16 protein-coding genes are annotated in these 16911 nt (G+C 69.5%); 1 reads left to right on the top strand and 15 read right to left on the bottom strand.

From position 1 onward, the window contains the following. Positions 1 to 824: TAXI family TRAP transporter solute-binding subunit (locus tag ACOOE8_RS00210; RefSeq protein ID WP_420391256.1), on the bottom strand; the 824-nt coding region annotated here is incomplete at its 3' end. Between the two features lie 217 nt (positions 825 to 1041). Here ACOOE8_RS00210 and ACOOE8_RS00205 point away from each other — a divergent pair. Next, positions 1042 to 2004 (top strand): branched-chain amino acid transaminase, encoded by a 963-nt coding sequence (locus ACOOE8_RS00205; protein ID WP_420391255.1) that lies wholly within the window; start codon positions 1042 to 1044, stop codon positions 2002 to 2004. Between the two features lie 8 nt (positions 2005 to 2012). On the opposite strand, the gene ACOOE8_RS00200 is transcribed toward ACOOE8_RS00205, so the two are convergent. The 14 genes from ACOOE8_RS00200 to ACOOE8_RS00135 all read right to left on the bottom strand — a co-directional run. Continuing rightward, a complete protein-coding gene (locus ACOOE8_RS00200) occupies positions 2013 to 4055 on the bottom strand; it encodes a TRAP transporter permease (RefSeq protein WP_420391254.1) in 2043 nt (680 codons plus the stop codon). A gap of 48 nt (positions 4056 to 4103) precedes the next feature. Continuing rightward, the gene (locus ACOOE8_RS00195) at positions 4104 to 5117 is read right to left on the bottom strand and encodes a TAXI family TRAP transporter solute-binding subunit (protein WP_420391253.1); all 1014 of its coding nucleotides are present in this window, start codon (positions 5115 to 5117) and stop codon (positions 4104 to 4106) included. Between the two features lie 125 nt (positions 5118 to 5242). Next, the gene (locus ACOOE8_RS00190) at positions 5243 to 5656 is read right to left on the bottom strand and encodes an aconitase X swivel domain-containing protein (protein ID WP_420391252.1); all 414 of its coding nucleotides are present in this window, start codon (positions 5654 to 5656) and stop codon (positions 5243 to 5245) included. Continuing rightward, positions 5653 to 6897 carry an aconitase X gene (locus ACOOE8_RS00185; protein WP_420391251.1) on the bottom strand — a complete coding sequence of 415 codons (1245 nt, stop codon included), beginning with the start codon at positions 6895 to 6897 and terminating at the stop codon, positions 5653 to 5655. The genes ACOOE8_RS00190 and ACOOE8_RS00185 overlap by 4 nt, the downstream gene beginning before the upstream one ends. A gap of 22 nt (positions 6898 to 6919) precedes the next feature. Further along, positions 6920 to 8215, bottom strand: coding sequence for a TRAP transporter large permease (locus ACOOE8_RS00180; protein ID WP_420391250.1), 1296 nt, complete (start codon positions 8213 to 8215; stop codon positions 6920 to 6922). A gap of 22 nt (positions 8216 to 8237) precedes the next feature. Beyond that, a complete protein-coding gene (locus tag ACOOE8_RS00175) occupies positions 8238 to 8726 on the bottom strand; it encodes a TRAP transporter small permease (protein WP_420391249.1) in 489 nt (162 codons plus the stop codon). A 37-nt stretch (positions 8727 to 8763) separates the two neighbouring features. After that, positions 8764 to 9768 carry a TRAP transporter substrate-binding protein gene (locus tag ACOOE8_RS00170; protein ID WP_420391248.1) on the bottom strand — a complete coding sequence of 335 codons (1005 nt, stop codon included), beginning with the start codon at positions 9766 to 9768 and terminating at the stop codon, positions 8764 to 8766. Positions 9769 to 9919: 151 nt separating this feature from the next. Then, on the bottom strand, positions 9920 to 10891 hold the full coding sequence (locus ACOOE8_RS00165; RefSeq protein WP_420391247.1) for an ABC transporter ATP-binding protein: 972 nt from the start codon (positions 10889 to 10891) through the stop codon (positions 9920 to 9922). Next, a complete protein-coding gene (locus ACOOE8_RS00160; protein WP_420391246.1) occupies positions 10884 to 11891 on the bottom strand; it encodes an ABC transporter ATP-binding protein in 1008 nt (335 codons plus the stop codon). Before ACOOE8_RS00160 ends, ACOOE8_RS00165 begins: the two co-directional genes overlap by 8 nt. A gap of 41 nt (positions 11892 to 11932) precedes the next feature. Next, on the bottom strand, positions 11933 to 13624 hold the full coding sequence (locus tag ACOOE8_RS00155; protein ID WP_420391245.1) for an ABC transporter substrate-binding protein: 1692 nt from the start codon (positions 13622 to 13624) through the stop codon (positions 11933 to 11935). A gap of 55 nt (positions 13625 to 13679) precedes the next feature. Then, positions 13680 to 14606, bottom strand: a complete 927-nt coding sequence (locus ACOOE8_RS00150) for an ABC transporter permease (protein WP_420391244.1) — start codon at positions 14604 to 14606, stop codon at positions 13680 to 13682. Next, positions 14599 to 15558 carry an ABC transporter permease gene (locus ACOOE8_RS00145; protein WP_420391243.1) on the bottom strand — a complete coding sequence of 320 codons (960 nt, stop codon included), beginning with the start codon at positions 15556 to 15558 and terminating at the stop codon, positions 14599 to 14601. The genes ACOOE8_RS00150 and ACOOE8_RS00145 overlap by 8 nt, the downstream gene beginning before the upstream one ends. 151 nt (positions 15559 to 15709) lie before the next feature. After that, positions 15710 to 16486: an SDR family oxidoreductase gene (locus tag ACOOE8_RS00140; RefSeq protein ID WP_420391242.1), complete on the bottom strand. Its 777-nt coding sequence runs from the start codon at positions 16484 to 16486 to the stop codon at positions 15710 to 15712. Beyond that, positions 16483 to 16911 (bottom strand): 3-hydroxyacyl-CoA dehydrogenase family protein (locus tag ACOOE8_RS00135; protein WP_420391241.1); only part of this gene is annotated, 429 nt, incomplete at its 5' end. The genes ACOOE8_RS00135 and ACOOE8_RS00140, both read right to left, overlap by 4 nt.

The raw sequence follows: 16911 nt of genomic DNA, 5'->3' as shown, positions 1-16911 counted from the left end.
TTCTCCGCGAGCGTCTTCGTCATCCAGTACGCCTCGTCCTCCGACATCGACTGGCTGACGACGAGGATGAGGTCGGTGCCGGCGGTGGGCACGGCCTCCTCCTGCCCTCGGTAGCTGCCGGCCGGGATCTCCGCGCGGGTGAAGCCCGGGTTTTCCGCCTTCATGGCGGTGAACGTCGCCTCGTCGAGCGGCAGGAAGCGCACGTCGAGGTTCTGCGCGACGTCGGCGAAGGCGGGGCTCGGCGGGTTGGTGGTGGCGGTGAAGCCGACGATGCGGCGGTCCTTCATCTCGCTCGCGCCGTAGCCCTGTCCGCCGCGTGTGATCTCAAGGTCGTCCTCGCCGAGGTTGTTGGCCGCGAGCACGGCCTTGAACGCCTCCGTCGTCACGTTGCCCACCGGCTGGGACGCGAACGCCTGGCCTGCGAGGTCGGTCACCGCGGTGACGCCGCTGTCCTTGCTGACGACGATGTGGACCTTGTTCTCCGCGAGCCGCCCGAGCGCACTGATGCCGGTGACCTTCTCGGGGAACGGCTCCATGCCGAGCTCGCCCATGCGGGGCACGATGCTCATGGAGAAGGCGAGCTCACCCATCCCTCGTGCGACGGAGATGAGGTTCGAGATGCCCCCACCCACCTCGGCGTTGGCGCGCACGCCGGCGTCGGCGAAGAGGTCGGCGAGGCCGCCTCCCATGCCGTACCAGGACCCGCCCTGGGGACCGGACAAGATGGTGATCTGCTGCGGCGGCTGCTGCGCCTGGGCGGCGCCGGCGGCGCTGACGAGCGCGGCGAGCGCCGCGGCGATGGTCCGTGACATGGTGCGGTGCATGCTCTCAGTTCTCCTCGGGCTCGACCCCTTGCCGCCACGAACGGTGTGGCGCTCGACGCTTGCAGGCTCGACTCGGGCCGGCGCGCCGCGTACCGGCAACGTGGCGCGCGACGCTCGTGGTGTGGACCCAGCATGGATTTCGGGTCACTCGATCCCACGGAGCAAGGTGCGTGCCACGGCCGCGGCCCCATACTCGACCAGACGGAGCAACCCTTCAATGACCGAAGCCCTCTCGCCCTACGTGTTCATGAACGGAGAGATCGTGCCTTGGGCGGAGGCGAAGATCCACATCTTTACGCCTGCGGCGAAGTACGGCGCGGCGGTGTTCGAGGGGATCCGCGGCTACTGGAGCGAGGAGGACGACGAGATGTACCTCTTCCGCATGGCCGAGCACGCCGAGCGCTTCGTCTACTCCCAGGTCGCCATGCGCTTTCAGGAGATCGTTCCGCCCGATGAGATGATCGCGCGCACGCTGGAGCTCGTGCGGGCCAACGACCTGCGCACGACGGTGCACATCCGCACCACCGCCTGGGTGGACGGCAACGGCGAGCTTGGCGCGCGCGGCCCGACCGGCTTCGCCGTCACCGCGGTGCCGCGCGCGCTGCCCAAGCGCGTGACGGAGGGCTGCCGCGCGCAGGTCAGCTCGTGGCAGCGCATCGCCGACGAGATGAGCCCCATGCGCATCAAGTGCAACGCGAACTACCAGAACGGCCGGCTCGCCACGCTCCAGGCGCGCACCGACGGCTACGACACGGCGATCCTGGTCAACTCGCGCGGCAAGCTCGCCGAGGGCCCGAGCATGTGCTTCGGCATGGTGCGCGGCGGCAGGCTCGTCACCCCGAGCGTCACCAGCGACATCCTGGAAAGCATCACGCGCGAGACGGTGCTGAAGCTCGCCCGCGACGAGCTCGGCATGGAGGTCGTGGAGCGCGACATCGACCGCAGCGAGCTCTACGGCGCGCAGGAGGCGTTCTTCTGCGGCACCGGGTGGGAGGTGGCGCCCATCGTCAACGTCGACGGCATCGACCTCGGCGACGGCAGGCCCGGACCCGTCGTGAAGCGACTGCAGGAGGTCTACTTCGACGTCGTCTACGCCCGCCGCGCGGACTACGCGGACTGGCGCACCCCGGTCTACGGCACCGCGCAGTCCGGTGCGACGGCGCGGGCCGCGGCCGGGTAGCGCGCCTCCTACTCCGCGGCTTCCGGCGCAGGGATGTCGCGCCGGCGCTGGGCGATGACCTCCCAAAGGATCACCGGCGCCACCATGGCGGCGCCGACGAGGTTCGCCGGGAGCGCCGGGACGACCACGAGGACGGCGGCGATCCCCACCCACAGCCGCACCGGCGGGGCGAGGGGGCGTAGCCAGTAGCCGGTCAGCGCGGTGGCGAGCAGGATCACGCCGATCGCGCAGGTGAGCGTGACGAACAGGAACGAGGCGATCGTGAAGTGCTCCGGCAGCACGATGAGCATCGTCGGCGCGTAGACGAACACGAATGGCACCATCACCTTGGCGTTGCCCAGCTTGAAGGCGGTCACCCCGGTGCGGAACGGGTTGGCGCCGGCGATGGCGCCCGCGGCGTAGGCGGAGGTGCACACCGGCGGCGTGATGTCGGCAAGGACGCCGAAGTAGAGCACGAAGAGGTGCGCAGCGAGCGGCGGAATGCCCTGCTGCACCAGCGCCGGCGCCGCCACGGAGACGAGGATGATGTAGAGCGCGGTCGTCGGGATGCCGGCGCCCATGACGATGCATGCGATGCCGATGAAGACCAGCGTCAGGAACAGGCTCACGTCCTCTAGGCTGAAGAAGCCGAACGGGAGCATGCTGCCCCAGCCGGTGATGAACCCGCCGAGGTCGGCGGCCGCGGACGTCACCATGAAGGAGACGCGGAAGCCGGCCCCCGAGATCGTCACCACGCCGACGACGATGCCGACGGCCGCCGCCGCCGCGCCGACCACGAGGGCGTACTTCGCCCCGAGCTGGAAGGCGTCGAGGATGTCGCGCACGCCGACCCGGTTCATCGGGTTGACGAGCCCGACGATGATGCAGCCGGTGATGCCCCAGAACGCGGCGAGGAAGGGCGTCGCGCCGGAGAACAGGACCCAGATGAGCGCGATCAGCGGCAGCATCGTCGGCCAGCCGCGCTTCAGGACGTCGAGGAAGCGCGGCACCTCCTCGCGCGGCAGCCCCTTCAGCCCGAGGCGCTTGGCCTCGAGGTGCACGATGGTGAGGACGCCGAGGTAGTGCATCGCCGCCGGGATCGCCGCGGCGAGGATGATGGTCGTGTACGGGATCTCAAGGAACTCGACCATCACGAAGGCAGCGGCGCCCATGATGGGCGGCGTGATCTGCCCCCCGGTGGAGGACGCCGCCTCCACCGCGCCCGCGAAGTGCGGTCGGTAGCCGATCCGCTTCATGGCCGGGATGGTGAGCGCCCCGGTCGTCACGGTGTTCGCGATGGATGAGCCGTTGATGGTGCCGAACATCGACGAGGCGATGACGGCCACCTTCGCGGGGCCGCCGGGGTAACGCCCTGCGACGCACTGCGCGATGTCGATGAAGAACTGGCCGAGGCCCATGCGCGTCGCGATGGTGCCGAACAGGACGAAGTGGAACACGACCGTGGAGATGACGCCGAGGGGGATACCGTAGATGCCCTCAGTCGTCATGTAGACGTGGCTCACGAAGCCGTCCCACGAGGTGCCAGGATGGCGCAGCACCTGGAACGGCGCGTACTGGCCGAAGACCCCGTAAAGCAGGAACGCGAGCACGATGATGGGCAGGACGATGCCCATGACGCGCCGCGTCGCCTCGAACACCGTGACGATGAGGATCGTCCCCATGACGAGGTCGGTGGTGTTCGGCGAGCCGATGCGGAACGTCAGGCTCTCGATGGTGAAGGGCAGGTAGAGCGCCGCGACGAGGCTCGCGACGGCGAGCAGCCAGTCGTACCACGGCACGTTGCCGGGACGCAGGAGGCCCGGCCGCACCGTGTGGCGCTTCCCAGCGTCGAACACCAGGAAGATGAGGAACAGGACGACGCCGAGGAAGATGCCCTTGTGCCAGTGCGCGGCCGGGGTGCCGAAGCCCGCGCCGTAGTACTGGTAGAGCGCGAGGCCGAGGAGCATCAGGTACGCTAGCGGCCCGACGACCCCCGTCAGGGGTCGCCAGGACTGGGACGGGTCGTACTCCTGCTCCATTGCGTCAGCACGGGTCTGGTCGACGGTGGCCATGCAGGTCCCTCCGCGGGTGGGCCGGGGCGCGCCCGGCCCGTGACGGGATTACTCGACGAGCCCGGCTTCCTTGTAGAACCGCTCTGCGCCCGGATGGAGCGGGATGACGCGGCCGACCAGCGCGTTCTCCTGCAAGATCGAGGCGCCCTTCGCGTGACCGTTGTCGAGCAACTCGCGGCTGTTCTCGTTCCACAATGCCTTGGTGACGCCGTAGACGAGCTCCTCATCGACGTCAGCGCCGACGAGCCACTGCGCCCCGACGGCGACCGTTGAGGTGGCATCCTCGAGCCCCTGGTAGGCGTCGGCGGGGATCTCGGCGCTGTAGTAGAACGGTGCCTGTTCGACGACCTTGTCCTGCACCTCCTGCGGGATGTCGATGAGCTTGAGGCCGACCACCGAGGCGAGCTGCGCGATGCCGGCGCTCGGATAGCCCGTCACGGTCAGCGCGGCGTCGATCTGCTCGTCCTGCAGCCGCTCGGTCGCCTGCTGGGTGTTGAGGTAGGCGGCCTCGTAGTCCTCGTTCTCGACCATCCCTCCGGCTTCAAGGATCAGGGTCGCGCCGACCTTCGCGCCCGAGGCGGGCAGGCCGATGTTGATCCGCTTGCCTCGCAGGTCCTCGAACGTCTCGATGTCGGAGTCGCTGCGCGTGTAAACGTGGACGTGCTCGGGGTAGAGGTTGGCGATGAACCTGAGGTCCTTCAGCGGCTCCTTGCCCTCGAACAGCCCGGAGCCGTTGTAGGCCCAATGCGTGACGTCGGACTGGGAGAAGCCGGACTCCACCGCGCCGGACTGGATCGCGTTGACGTTGGCGACCGATCCGTTGGCCGACTGCGCCACGGCGATGAGCCCCGGCACGCCGCACGAGCCACCCTCCTCGCACGGGCGCGAGCCCGGCGGGTTGGAGATGGCGTTCGCGATGAGCCCGGCGATCGGGTAGTATGACCCACCCGCGCTGCCCGACGCGATGCGGAAGAAGCTCGGTGCCTGCGCGAGGGCCCCGGCGGACAGGGCGGCCACGCCGACGCCGGCCACGAGGGCGAGCGTGCGCTTCGATCTGAACATGTTGGCAGTCCTCCTTGGATGCTTCTTGGATGCTGTGACGCTGGGACATGCAGCGGGCGTGCCACCGGCGGCCGGCTTCGAGCGGGGAGGCTAGCGGCGGCGTGCGATGCCCGCAAGGCGAGCGGTCAGGCGCCGCGATGGACCTCGACACGGCCCGCATCGGGATCAACGGTGACGCGCTCGCCGGTGCGGATCAGCGTGGTGACGTCCCCGTCCTCGAAGCGGTCCACCATGGCCATGTCGGCGAGCGCGGCGCCCTGGCCGAGGATCGTGTTCGCGCGGTTGAACAGGATCGCCAGCGGCGCGAGGCCGCGCGACGCCATCTCATGCAGCATCCAGGCGGTGGCGACGCCGCCCTTGGCGGTGTTGAGCACGAGGATCTTGCCCACGTAGGACTGCCCGACGAGGGCGTGGCTGGGGCGCGAGAAGACGCCCGCGAGCCGGTCGAGGTCGTAGCGGGCGGAGAAGTTGTCTCGCGCCACCAACGCCTCTCCCTCCACCTTCGGGCCGATGCCGGGGTGGCAGGCGAGCACGATCACGCGACGATCCTCCCCGCGACGGCGGAGGCGACGCACGCGTCCATGGAGGCGAGTGCCGGCTCGTAGCCATAGCCGCCGAGGATGTTGACGATCTTGGCCGAGTTCGACAGGAGCCGGCGCCAGCCGTTGGCCTCGCCGATCTCGCGCGCGTACTGCTGGTAGAAGCACGTGCCCGACAGGACGGTGCCGCCGGCTGCCTCGATGCGGGCGACGTGCCCCATGCGCGTCGCGTCCGCGTAGACCCCCGGCGAGGTGCACACCACGAGCGAGGTGTCCTGGTGGACGCGCTGTCCGGCGAGCCGGTCGGCGACCATCTGCATCTCCACGAGGGAGAGCTGGGGCGCGGCGAACACGACGACGTCCACCGCGTCCCCGGCGCCGCCGAACGCGGACCGCAGGTCCGCGAGGTCGTCGTCGGTGACCTCGACGGCCGCCAGGCGCTCGCCATCCACCGCGGCGAGCGTCGGCGCCTCGGGCGTGATGCCGACGATGTGGAACAGCGGCGTCGACCCCCAGCTCGCCATGGCGGCGCCGAAGTGCTTCATCTCGTCCGACGTCGGGACGCGGCTGATCCCCTCGATCACAGGAACCTCCCAGTACGAGCCGCACAGGCGGCCCACGACGGCCCCGAGCACGCCCCACTCGGTGAGCTCGCGCGGCTCCGAGCGCACGACGTAGCGCCTGGTCGCCCTCCGGTGGGCGTCGAGGTGCAGCCCGTAGCGCGGCGTGCGCCCGGTGAGCCCGGCCGCGAGCGCGCTCGGCCCGCCCTCGAAGTTGGACCGGGCGCCGAGCACGCTGTTGGAGTAGATCACGACGCCGGTGTCGCCGTAGGCCACATGGTCGCCGGCGAGCGGCGGCATGATGGTCTGGTAGTTGATGCAGGTGTCCGTCATCAGGATGCCGAGCCGCTCGCAGGCCGCGATGGTGCGCCGCTCGAGGTCCGCCATCGCCTCGGTCTGTCCGAGCGGGCGATAGTGGTTGAGGTCGACGCCGCGCGGGTCGGTGAGCATCGGGACGGCGACGCGCCGCTCGGCCTCGTCGTGGGAGGCGAGGCGCTCCAGGAGCGCGACGCCCGCCTCGCCGAGGGACTCGGGGTCGGCCATCATGTGCGCCTGGGAGACGGGGACGAGGTCCTGCGCATCGAACATGCGGCCGACCTTCATCATGTGGTCGACGGCCCAGCGCCGCGGCTCGCCCATGGCGCCGGCGAGCATCGCCTCCTCCTCGTCGGTCAGCTTCATCGGGGTCTCCGTCAGGGACGCGTCACATCATGAGGCTCGGCAGCCACAGGACGAGCCCGGGAAAGAAGTAGACGACGTACAGCATGGCGACCTGGATGAGCAGGAAGGGCAGGGCGCCGCGCGCGAGGCGGCCGAGGCTGATCCCGGAGATGCCGTGGATGGTGAAGAGGTTGACCCCGATGGGCGGCGAGATCTGCGCGATCTCCATGGCGATGGCCGCGAAGATGCCGAACGCGATGGGGTGGAAGCCGAGCTGCTCGGCCACGGGGAAGAAGATCGGGATGGAGATGAGCAGCATCGCCGCGCTCTCCAGGAACATCCCGAGGACGATGTAGGTCGCGATCATCAAGGTCACGGCGTAGATCCCGCTCGCGTTCTCGATGATCGCGGCGGCGATGGACTGCGGGACCTGCTCGAACGTGAGGAAGTGCGCGAAGTACTGGCCGAACACGATGAGCATGAACAGCATCGCGGTCGTGGAGGTCGCCACCGTCGAGGCCTGCCACAGCTTGCCCCACGTGAGGCGGCCCTGCGCCCAGCCGAGCAGCACCACGTAGATCACCGACAACGCGCCGACCTCGGTGGGCGTGAAGACGCCGGTGTAGATCGCGAGGATGATGACGACGGGCAGGAGCACCACGCCGAACGAGCGCAAGGTGGTGGCGAGGCGCTCGGCGACGGGCTGTGCCTCCGGCGCCTTCACCCGCGGACGCGACAAGAGCACGTAGAGCGTGAACAGCCCCATCATGAGGAGCCCCGGGACCACGCCGGCGATGAACAGCTGACCGATCGAGGTCTCGGTGATGACGCCGTAGAGGATCAGCGGGATCGACGGCGGGATGATGATGCCGAGCGTCCCGCCGCCCGCCACGAAGCCGCCGGCGCGGCGCTCGCCGTAGCCCTCCTCGAGGAGAAGCGGGATCGCGACGAGGCCCACCGTCGCCGCCGTCGCGATGGATGAGCCGGAGATCGCCGCGAACACGCCGCACGCGGTGATCGTCGCGACGCCCAGCGAGTTGGGGATCGCCCCGGCCCACGCCTTCGTCACCGCGAAGAGGTCGGCGCCCGCGTCCGTGCGCTGCATGATGGTGCCGGTCAGGATGAAGAGGGGCAGCGCGACGAGCTCGAAGATCGAGGCGCCCTGCCAGGCGATGGAGATGAAGGAGCGGAACGCGAGGAACGGATCCTCAAGAAGGAGCGCGGCGGCGAAGGCCGACAGCCCCATGGCGACGAACACGGGGACCGTCAGGAGCATGAACGCGAACAGCAGCGCGATCGCGATGTAGCCGCCGTAGTCGAAGATGAAGTCGGTCAGCATGGCTGCGCGGGTCGCTCCGCGCTCAGTCCCCCATGACGTGGGAGACCGGCAAGCCGCGGTGCCGTGCCGCCGCGACAAGCGTCTCCAGGAGCAGGCCGAGGCCGCCGAGCGGGATCGCGAGCTGGGGGATCCACAGCGGCACCTCGAGCAGCGTCGAGGACAGGATGTCCCCCTCGAAGGAGTAGGCGGCGAAGTAGACGCCGGACGCGATGATGAGGAGCGCGAAGACGACGGTCGCACCCACCGCGATCCAGTCCAGCGCCGGCTTCAGCGCCGGGAAGGCGGTCGCGAGCAGCGTGACGCGGAAGTGCGAGCCGGCGCGCACCGCGAGGGCGTTGCCTAGGAAGCCCAGGAAGATGAAGGCGTAGAGCGTCGTCTCGAACACCCAGATCGTGGGGAAGCCGAAGGCGCGCGCCACCGCCTCGTAGGCGATGGGCAGGCACAGCATGAGCATGAGGGCGATGGAGACCACGGTCATCGCCCTGCCGACGGTCTCCGCCGCGCGGATCATCCTCGCCCCCCTACATGGACCAGGAACCGCGACCCGCTCACTCCCCGGTCACGAGCTCGACGATCTGGGGCGAGTAGGTCGAGCGCGCGGCCTCGGCGAGGGGCGCAAGCGCCTCCTGGAACACGTTCCACTGCTCGCTGCCGGGCTCGACGACGTTGACTTCCTTGCCCGCGGCGCGGACCTCGTCGAGCAGGCCGGTGAGCTGGTCGATGGCCGCCTGCTGCATGGCATCGCGCGCCTCGGCGGCCGACTCCAGGACCACGTCCTGGAGCTCGGGCGACAGCGCCTCGAACTTCTCAAGGTTCATCACGTAGGCGTGGATCAGCGTGCCGAGCACGCCGTTCGGCACGAACATCTCGTCGGTCACCTCGTAGTGCTTGAGGCCGACTGCGCCGCCGAGGCCGCCCATGGCGCCGTCCACCGTGCCGCGCTGCAGTCCGGAATAGACGTCGCCTACCCCCATGATGGTCGGCGATGCTCCGAGCGCCTGCATCACCTCGCCCGAACCCTTGGAGTAGACGCGAATCGCCTTGCCCTCGAGGTCCTCGGGGCCATCGAGCGCGAAGTTCACGCTCATCACCGGCGGGCCGATGTCGAACAGCGCGAGGAGCATCGCCCCCTCTTCGCGCAGCTTCTCGTCGTAGTACTGGAAGATCGGCGAGCCCTGCTTGAGGTTGTCCCGTGTCCACTCCATGGACTTGTCCCACAGCGGCGTCGTCAGGATGCCGACGTCGGCGATGAGGCCCGACCAGTTGTCGAGCGTCGTGAGCGAGATGTCCACGGTGCCCTGGGGGACCGCAGAGGCGACGAACTGCTGCTGGACCATCTCGCCGCCGGAGAAGACGCGTGTGCGGATCTCGCCGTCGCTCTTCTCCTCGAGGAGGTCGACGAAGCGGGGCACGAACTCCGTCACCTGGTAGTGCTTCGGGCTGCCCCACGTGGAGATCGACAGGCGTTCGGCGGCCTCGACCCCCGTCGCCCCGAGCGCCATGGCGCCGACCACGATCGCCGCGAGCGCTGCGCGGATCCCTACGTGCCTCATGGGTCCCCTCCCGTGTGCCCGTTCCGCCATGGTGGCGAGCCGGTGCCGTTGTTCTAGGCCCCACACGGTCCGGCCGTGCGGCGTCGCCGGTAGGTTTTTCCAACGCCACGCCGGGAGTCAATGCCGGTGGCGCCGACCGTTCGCCCGCCGCTCAAGCGTAGAGGTGGCAGGCGTTGATGCGCCCCTCGCGCGGGCGCAGCGCCGGGACCTCCTCGCGGCACATCGGCATCGCGAAGGGGCAGCGCGGGTGGAAGTGGCAGCCGGACGGCGGGTTGATGGCGCTGGGCACCTCGCCCTCCACCAACGTCACCTCGCGCGCGTCCTCGGCGTCCGGGTCGGGTACCGGCACCGCGGACATCAGCGCCTTGGTGTAGGGGTGGCGCGGATCGGCGTAGAGCTCGTCGCGCGTCGCGACCTCGACGACCCGGCCGAGGTACATGACGAGGATGCGGTCGGAGATGTGCCGCACCACCGCAAGGTCGTGGGCGATGAACACGTAGGTGAGGCCGAGCTCGCGCTGTAGGTCCTCGAGGAGGTTGATGATCTGCGCCTGGATCGAGACGTCGAGCGCGGAGACGGGCTCGTCGCACACGATGAGGTCCGGGCTGAGCGCGAGCGCGCGGGCGATGCCGATGCGCTGGCGCTGTCCGCCGGAGAACTCGTGCGGGTACCGCTCGGCCATCCCCTTGTTGAGCCCCACCATGTCGAGGAGCTCGGCGACGCGGCGGCGGCGCTCCTCACCGCGCCCGACGCCGTGCGCCACCAGCGGCTCGGCGACGATCTCGTCAACCCGCATGCGCGGGTCGAGCGAGCCGTACGGGTCCTGGAACATCATCTGGAGGCGGCGTCGCACCGGCCGCATGGCGCTGCGGTCGTGCTGCGTGATGTCGAGCCCCTCGAACACGACGGCGCCCTCGGTGATCGGCACCATGCGTACGATGGCGAGCCCGGTCGTGGACTTGCCGCAGCCCGACTCGCCGACGACGCCCAGCGTCTCCCCCCGGTGGACGTCGAAGGAGACGCCGTCGACGGCGCGCACGGTCCCGCCGCGGCCGCCGAACAGGCCGGCCTGCGGGGCGAAGTGCACCTTCACGTCCCGTAGCGACAGGAGAACCTCAGGCATGGCCACCGCGAGGAGCGTTAGGGTCGACCCAGCAGGCACGCCAGTGCTCGGCGGCGACCTCCTCGAGCGGCGGGTCCTCGGCGCGGCAGCGCGCCTCGGCGTAGGCGCAGCGAGGGTGGAAGGGACAGCCCGTCGGACGGGCGGACAAGTCCGGCGGCTGGCCCTCGATGGGGACGAGCCGCACGCTCGTGTCGGCGTCGAGGCGCGGCACCGAGGCCATCAGCCCCATCGTGTAGGGGTGACGCGGCATCTTGTAGATCTGCCGCGCGGTGCCGCGCTCCACGATGCGGCCGGCGTACATGACGTTCACCCGCTGGGCGTACCGCGCCACCACGCCGAGGTCGTGGGTGATGAGGATCAGCGACGAGCCCGTGTCCCGCGAGACCTTGCGCAACAGCTCCAGCACCTGGGCCTGGACGGTGACGTCGAGCGCGGTGGTCGGCTCGTCCGCGATGATGAGGCGGGGCGCGCACGCGAGGCTCATCGCGATCATCGCGCGCTGACGCATGCCGCCGGAGAACTGGTGGGGGTAGGCGTCGACCCGCACCTCGGGATCGGGCACGCGCACGCCGCGCAACAGGTCGACGCAGCGCTGGCGCAGGCTCCGCGTCCCCACGTCCTCATGCACCTCGATGGGCTCGCCCACCTGCCGCCCGATGGTGAGGACGGGGTTCAGCGACGTCATCGGCTCCTGGAAGATCATCGAGATGCGGTTGCCGCGAACCTGCCGGATCTCGGCCTCCTCGAGCGTCAGGAGGTCGACGCCGTCGAACATCACCGTGCCGGCGACGATGCGGCCGGGCGGGCTCGGGATGAGGCGCAGGATCGACATCGCCGTCACCGACTTGCCCGACCCCGACTCGCCGACGATGGCGACGGTCTCGCCGCGCCGCACGTCGAAGCTGACGCCGTCGACCGCCCGCACCGCCCCCGCGCCACTCCCGAACTCGGTGACGAGGCCGCGCACCTCGAGGAGCGGCGCGCCCTCGGACGGGCGCACCGCCTGCGACGCCGGGGCCGGCGTCGCGTTCTGGGCGAGGCTCAGTACCCCATCTCCCGCTTCAGCACCTCGTCGATCCACACGCGGGCGTAGATCGGCCCGGGTCGCATGGCGCCGACGCGCATCTCGCCGTGGTAGTTCTTCACCCAAGGCCACCACGCGCGGTAGAAGGTGCCAGACGGCAGCCACACCTGCGCCACCGCATCGATGGCAGCAAGGTTCGCCGCCTTCAGGAGCTCCTGCTGCTTCTCAAGGTCGACCTCGGCGTTCGCCTCCTCCCACAGCGCGTCGAAGGCGGGGTCGGCGTGCATCGTGGCGTTCCAAGTCTGGTCGGACACGAAGGCCTTGCGCAGCGTGGCGAACGGGTTGCCCGCTGAGTTGTCCATCAAGTAGCCCGCGGACATGGTGTCCTCGCGCATCTGGCTGCGGAAGGCGCCGTACTCCATGGCGTTGGCCTGCATGTCGATGCCGACCTGGTCGAAGTAGAAGTCGAGCAGCGGGATCATGTCCATGTGCGTCGGGTTGCACGTGCAAACCATGACCTCGAACGAGAAGCCCTCAGGCACGCCCGCCTCGCGCAGCATCTCGGCCGCTCGCCCCGGATCGTGACCGAACAGCGCCTGCGTCTCCTCCGGCAGCTCCTCCAGCGGGGTGTAGAGCCCCTCCCATGTCGCCGCGAACGGCCAGTTGAGCAGCGTGCCCTCGCCGTTCATCACCGCGGCCAGGATCTCCTCCTGGTTGACCGCAAGGTTCATCGCGCGCCGCACCTCGATGTTGTCGAAGGGCGGCGTATCCGTGCGCAGCGCGAGGTAGGTGCCGTTCGGTGCGCCGTACGGCTCGATGGTGAGGTCGGGCGCGCTTCGACGCAGCTCGTCCACGAACTGCCAGCGGATCTGCTCCATGATGTCGGCCTTGCCCGAGCGCAGCGTCGCGATGGCCGAGGCATCGTCCTTGATGATGTGGTAGACGAGCCGATCGTTGAGCGGCAGCTCGTGCTCGGTGCCGTCGATGGTCGTCGTGCCCCAGTACTCGTCGTTGGCGACGTAGATCTGTCGGCTGCCGGTGACGACCTCCTCCACCTTGTAGGGGCCTGTTCCGGTGGCGTTGCGCCAGTCGGAGCGCTCCTCCTCGCTGAGCGCGTGCCACTCCGCCGGCAGGATCGCGTTGTAGAAGCCCCAGCCGATGCGGTACGGCCAGTTGGCGTTGTAGTGGTCGAGGTAGGCGACGACCTTGTGGTCGCCTTCCGCCTCCCACCGCTCGATGAAGTCCCAGTAGGTCGGGATCTTGCGATCGCTCTCCCACATCGCCTCGAACGTCGTGACGACGTCGTCGGCGACGAGCGCCCTGCTCTCCATGAGGCCGTCCTTGGCGGGCCAGACGACGTCCTCACGCAGGGCGAACTCGAGGCGTAGCGGATCCTCCTTCAGCTCCCACGCCGTGGCGAGGTCGCCGGTCAGGTGCTCGCGGGGGATGTAGTCCTGCGCGGTGAACGGGCTTTCGTTCGATCCGCGCGGGCCGAACGCCTCGACGTCGCCCATCAGCAGGTGGTCGAGGTGCGGACCGTCCTGGTTCATCTTCCAGGTCCACTTGTGGTAGTCCCAGGTCGTCACGTCGAGCCGCGTGTAGTACGTGATGACGTTGAGCGTGCCTCCGGGCTGAACGTCGTTGGCTTGGGCCGCGCCGATCGTCGCCAGCGTGGCGAGCGCGGTGGCGGCGTAAAGGGTCTGTCTCACGAGCTCCTCCCTCTGTTGCGGGACCGCACGGGGCGTCCCTCGTTGTCGGACCGCTTCAGGCGACGGTCGCGTTGTATCGTCCTCCGGCACCGCGCATGCGGGGGTCGAGGAGGTCGCGCAGGGCGTCGCCGAACACGTTGATGCCGTACACGGTGAGGGTCAGCGCGACGCCCGGTGCGATGGCGAGCCAGGGGGCGAGGAACATGTAGCTGCGGCCCTCGAGGCTCAGCATCCCGCCCCAGCTCGGTGCCGGCGGCGGCACGCCGAGCCCGAGGAAGGAGAGCCCCGATTCGGCCAGGATCACCGCCGCGAGGCGCGTCGTGAAGAGGACGATGATCGGCGCCATGATGTTCGGCAGGATGTGCCGGCGCATGATCCACAGGGTGCGCGAGCCGATGGACTGGGAGGCGAGGACGTAGACGTTCTGCCGCGCGGACAGCACCGCGCCGCGCACGATGCGTGAGCCTGCGATCCCGTAGAGCAGGCCGAGCACGAGGATCACCTGCCAGGTGCCCGGACCCAGGACCGCGACCGCCACGATGAGGATGATGAGGTCGGGAAAGCTCATCCACGCGTCCACGGCGCGCTGGACGAGCATGTCCACGAGGCCGCCGAAGTAGCCCGCCGCGAGGCCGAGGACGACGGAGATCACGATGGACAGCGTCGTCGCCGAGAACGCGATGATGACCGAGAGCTGTGCCCCGTGGACGATGCGGTCGAACAGCGAGCGGCCGAGCTGGTCGGTCCCGAACCAGTGCTCCCACGACGGCGGCTTCAAGCGGTTGATCGGGTCGATGGCGTTGTAGCCGGCCGGGGCGATGACGTCGGCGAACACGCCGGCGAGGAGCATGACGAGGAAGAGCGCCGCTCCCACCGCGCCGAGCGGCTTCTCGCGCACCAGGCGGACGACGAACTCCACCACCGGCGAGCGCCGCGCCTCGTGCGCGCTGCGGGCGACGGGGGGCAGCGCGGCGTCAGTCATAGCGCACGCGCGGATCGAGCATCCCGTAGGTGAGGTCGACCGCGAGGTTCACCAGGATGACGATGAGGCCGCTCACCAGGAACACGCCGCTGATGATCGGATAGTCCCGCGAGGACACGGCGTCGAACAGGAGCTGACCGAGCCCCGGAAGCTGGAAGATCTGTTCGATGATCACGGTGCCGCCGAACAGGATCGGGAACAGCAGTCCGATGAGCGTGATCACCGGGATCATTGCGTTCTTCAGCGCGTGGCGCACGACGACCTTGCGCTCGGCGAGCCCCTTGGCCCAGGCGGTGCGGATGTAGTCCTGGCGCAGCACCTCGAGCATCATCGAGCGCGTCATCCGCATGGTGACCGCCGACAGCGCCGCGCCGAGGACGAGGGCGGGCGTGATGAAGGTGGCAAGGTTCGCGAGCGGATCCTGGAAGAACGGCACGATCCGCGTCGGCGGCGACCAGCCGAACCAGATGGCCGGTAGTATGACGACCATGGTGCCGAGCCAGAAGCTCGGGACCGAGAGGGCGAGGATCGAGAACGTGCGCCCCGCGTAGTCGAGCGCGGTCTCCTGGCGCACCGCCGAGACGACGCCGATGGGGATCGCGATGAGGAGCGAGATGACGAGGGCGAGGAAGCCGAGCTGCAGCGTCACGGGCAGGCGCGCCGCGATCTCGTCGACGACGGAGGTGTTGCGCCACAGCGAGCGGCCGAGGTCCCCCTCGGTGACGATGCTGGACACCCACTCGACGTACTGGACGTGGATCGGCTGATCGAGGCCGAGCGCAGTTTCGAGCGCCTGACGCGACTCCAGCCCGGAGGACTGGAAGTCGTTCTCGATGAGCATGAGGTCGATCACGTCGCCGGGGATCAGCCGGACGACGCTGAACACGATGATGCTCGCAAGGAGCAGCGTCGGAACCAGCGCCAGGAGACGCCGGATCAGGTAACGGCGCATGACCTCATCGCCTCGCGGCCCTCCCCGAGCGCGGTCCGCCGACGTCGTCGGCGTGCTTCCTCCCAGCGGCAGCGATGTTCACCTCGCCTTTACCGCATGCGAAACAATGTTTCGCAGTCGAGCACCACGCTAGATGGCAGCTTCCCTCACGTCAAGCAGGCGATTTCGCGTTGAAGCGGCGGTTCAACTTGCGCATCCCGCCGATCCACCGGTCGTAGTCTTCGCCCTTGCGCCGCATGTAGTCGAGCACCTGGGGATGGGGCAGGACGAGGAAGCGCTCCTCGGCGATGGCGCGCACGCAGGCGTCTGCCACCGGGGCCACCTCGAGCATCCCGTCGATGGCGGCGACGCCCTCCTCCTTGCCGCGCGTCATCTCGGTGCGCACGGCCTGCGGGCACAGCACGGAGACCTTGATGCCCTGGTCGCCGTAGGTGAGCGCCAGCCACTCGGCGAGGCCGACGGCGGCGTGCTTGGTGACGGCGTAGGGCGCCGAGCCCACCTGCGACAGGAGGCCGGCTGCCGAGGCCGTGTTGAGCAGGTAGCCGCCGCCCCGCTCGATCATCAAGGGCACGACGTGCCGCGCCGCCCACACGTGCGCCATGACGTTGATGTCCCAGATCCGCTGCCAGTCGTCGTTGGCCGCCTCAGGACCGCCGGGCACCATGATGCCGGCGTTGGAGCAGAACAGGTCGATGGGGCCGACCTCCGCCTCGGTCCGCTCGACGAGGTCGCGGACCTCCTCCTCGCGCGACACGTCGGTCCGCCGGGCGACGCCGCCGATGGCCTCGGCGACGGCCGTCACCTTGGCCTCGTCGCGGTCGGCGCACACGACGGTCCGCGCGCCCTCCTGCGCGAAGCGCTCGGCGAGCGCGCGTCCGATGCCGCTCGCGGCCCCGGTGACGACGACGATGCGGTCCTTGAGGTTCACGACGGGTCTCCCTTCGTCCTGCGGGTCTTCAGCCCACCGAGGTCGAGCTCGGTGAAGCGGCCGCCGTCCTGAGCAAGGCGGCGCAGCGTGTCGGCGGGGCGGATGCGCGGGTCGTCGCGGACGAGCCCCTCCATGGCGGAGAGGACCTCGCCCGCGCCGATGACGTCGCCGTAGAACATCGGCCCGCCCTTGTCGGCAGGCCAGCCGTAGCCGTGCAGCCAGACGACGTCGACGTCGGAGGGGCGCTGCGCGTGGTTCTCCTCGAGGATCGCGACGGCCTCGTTGATCATCGGTGCGATGAGGCGGCGGACGATCTCCTCCGCCCCCATGGTCCGTGGCTCGGCGCCGGTGACGTCGGCGATCACCCCGGCGGTCACCTGCGAGGGGGAGGGGCGGCGCTCGGTGTCGTAGTCGTAGTACCCCGC

The organism is Acuticoccus sp. (assembly GCF_965213555.1).
GTDB lineage: Bacteria > Pseudomonadota > Alphaproteobacteria > Rhizobiales > Amorphaceae > Acuticoccus.
Note: the sequence above shows the minus strand (reverse complement) of the source record. Positions and strands in the feature narration are given on the sequence as shown.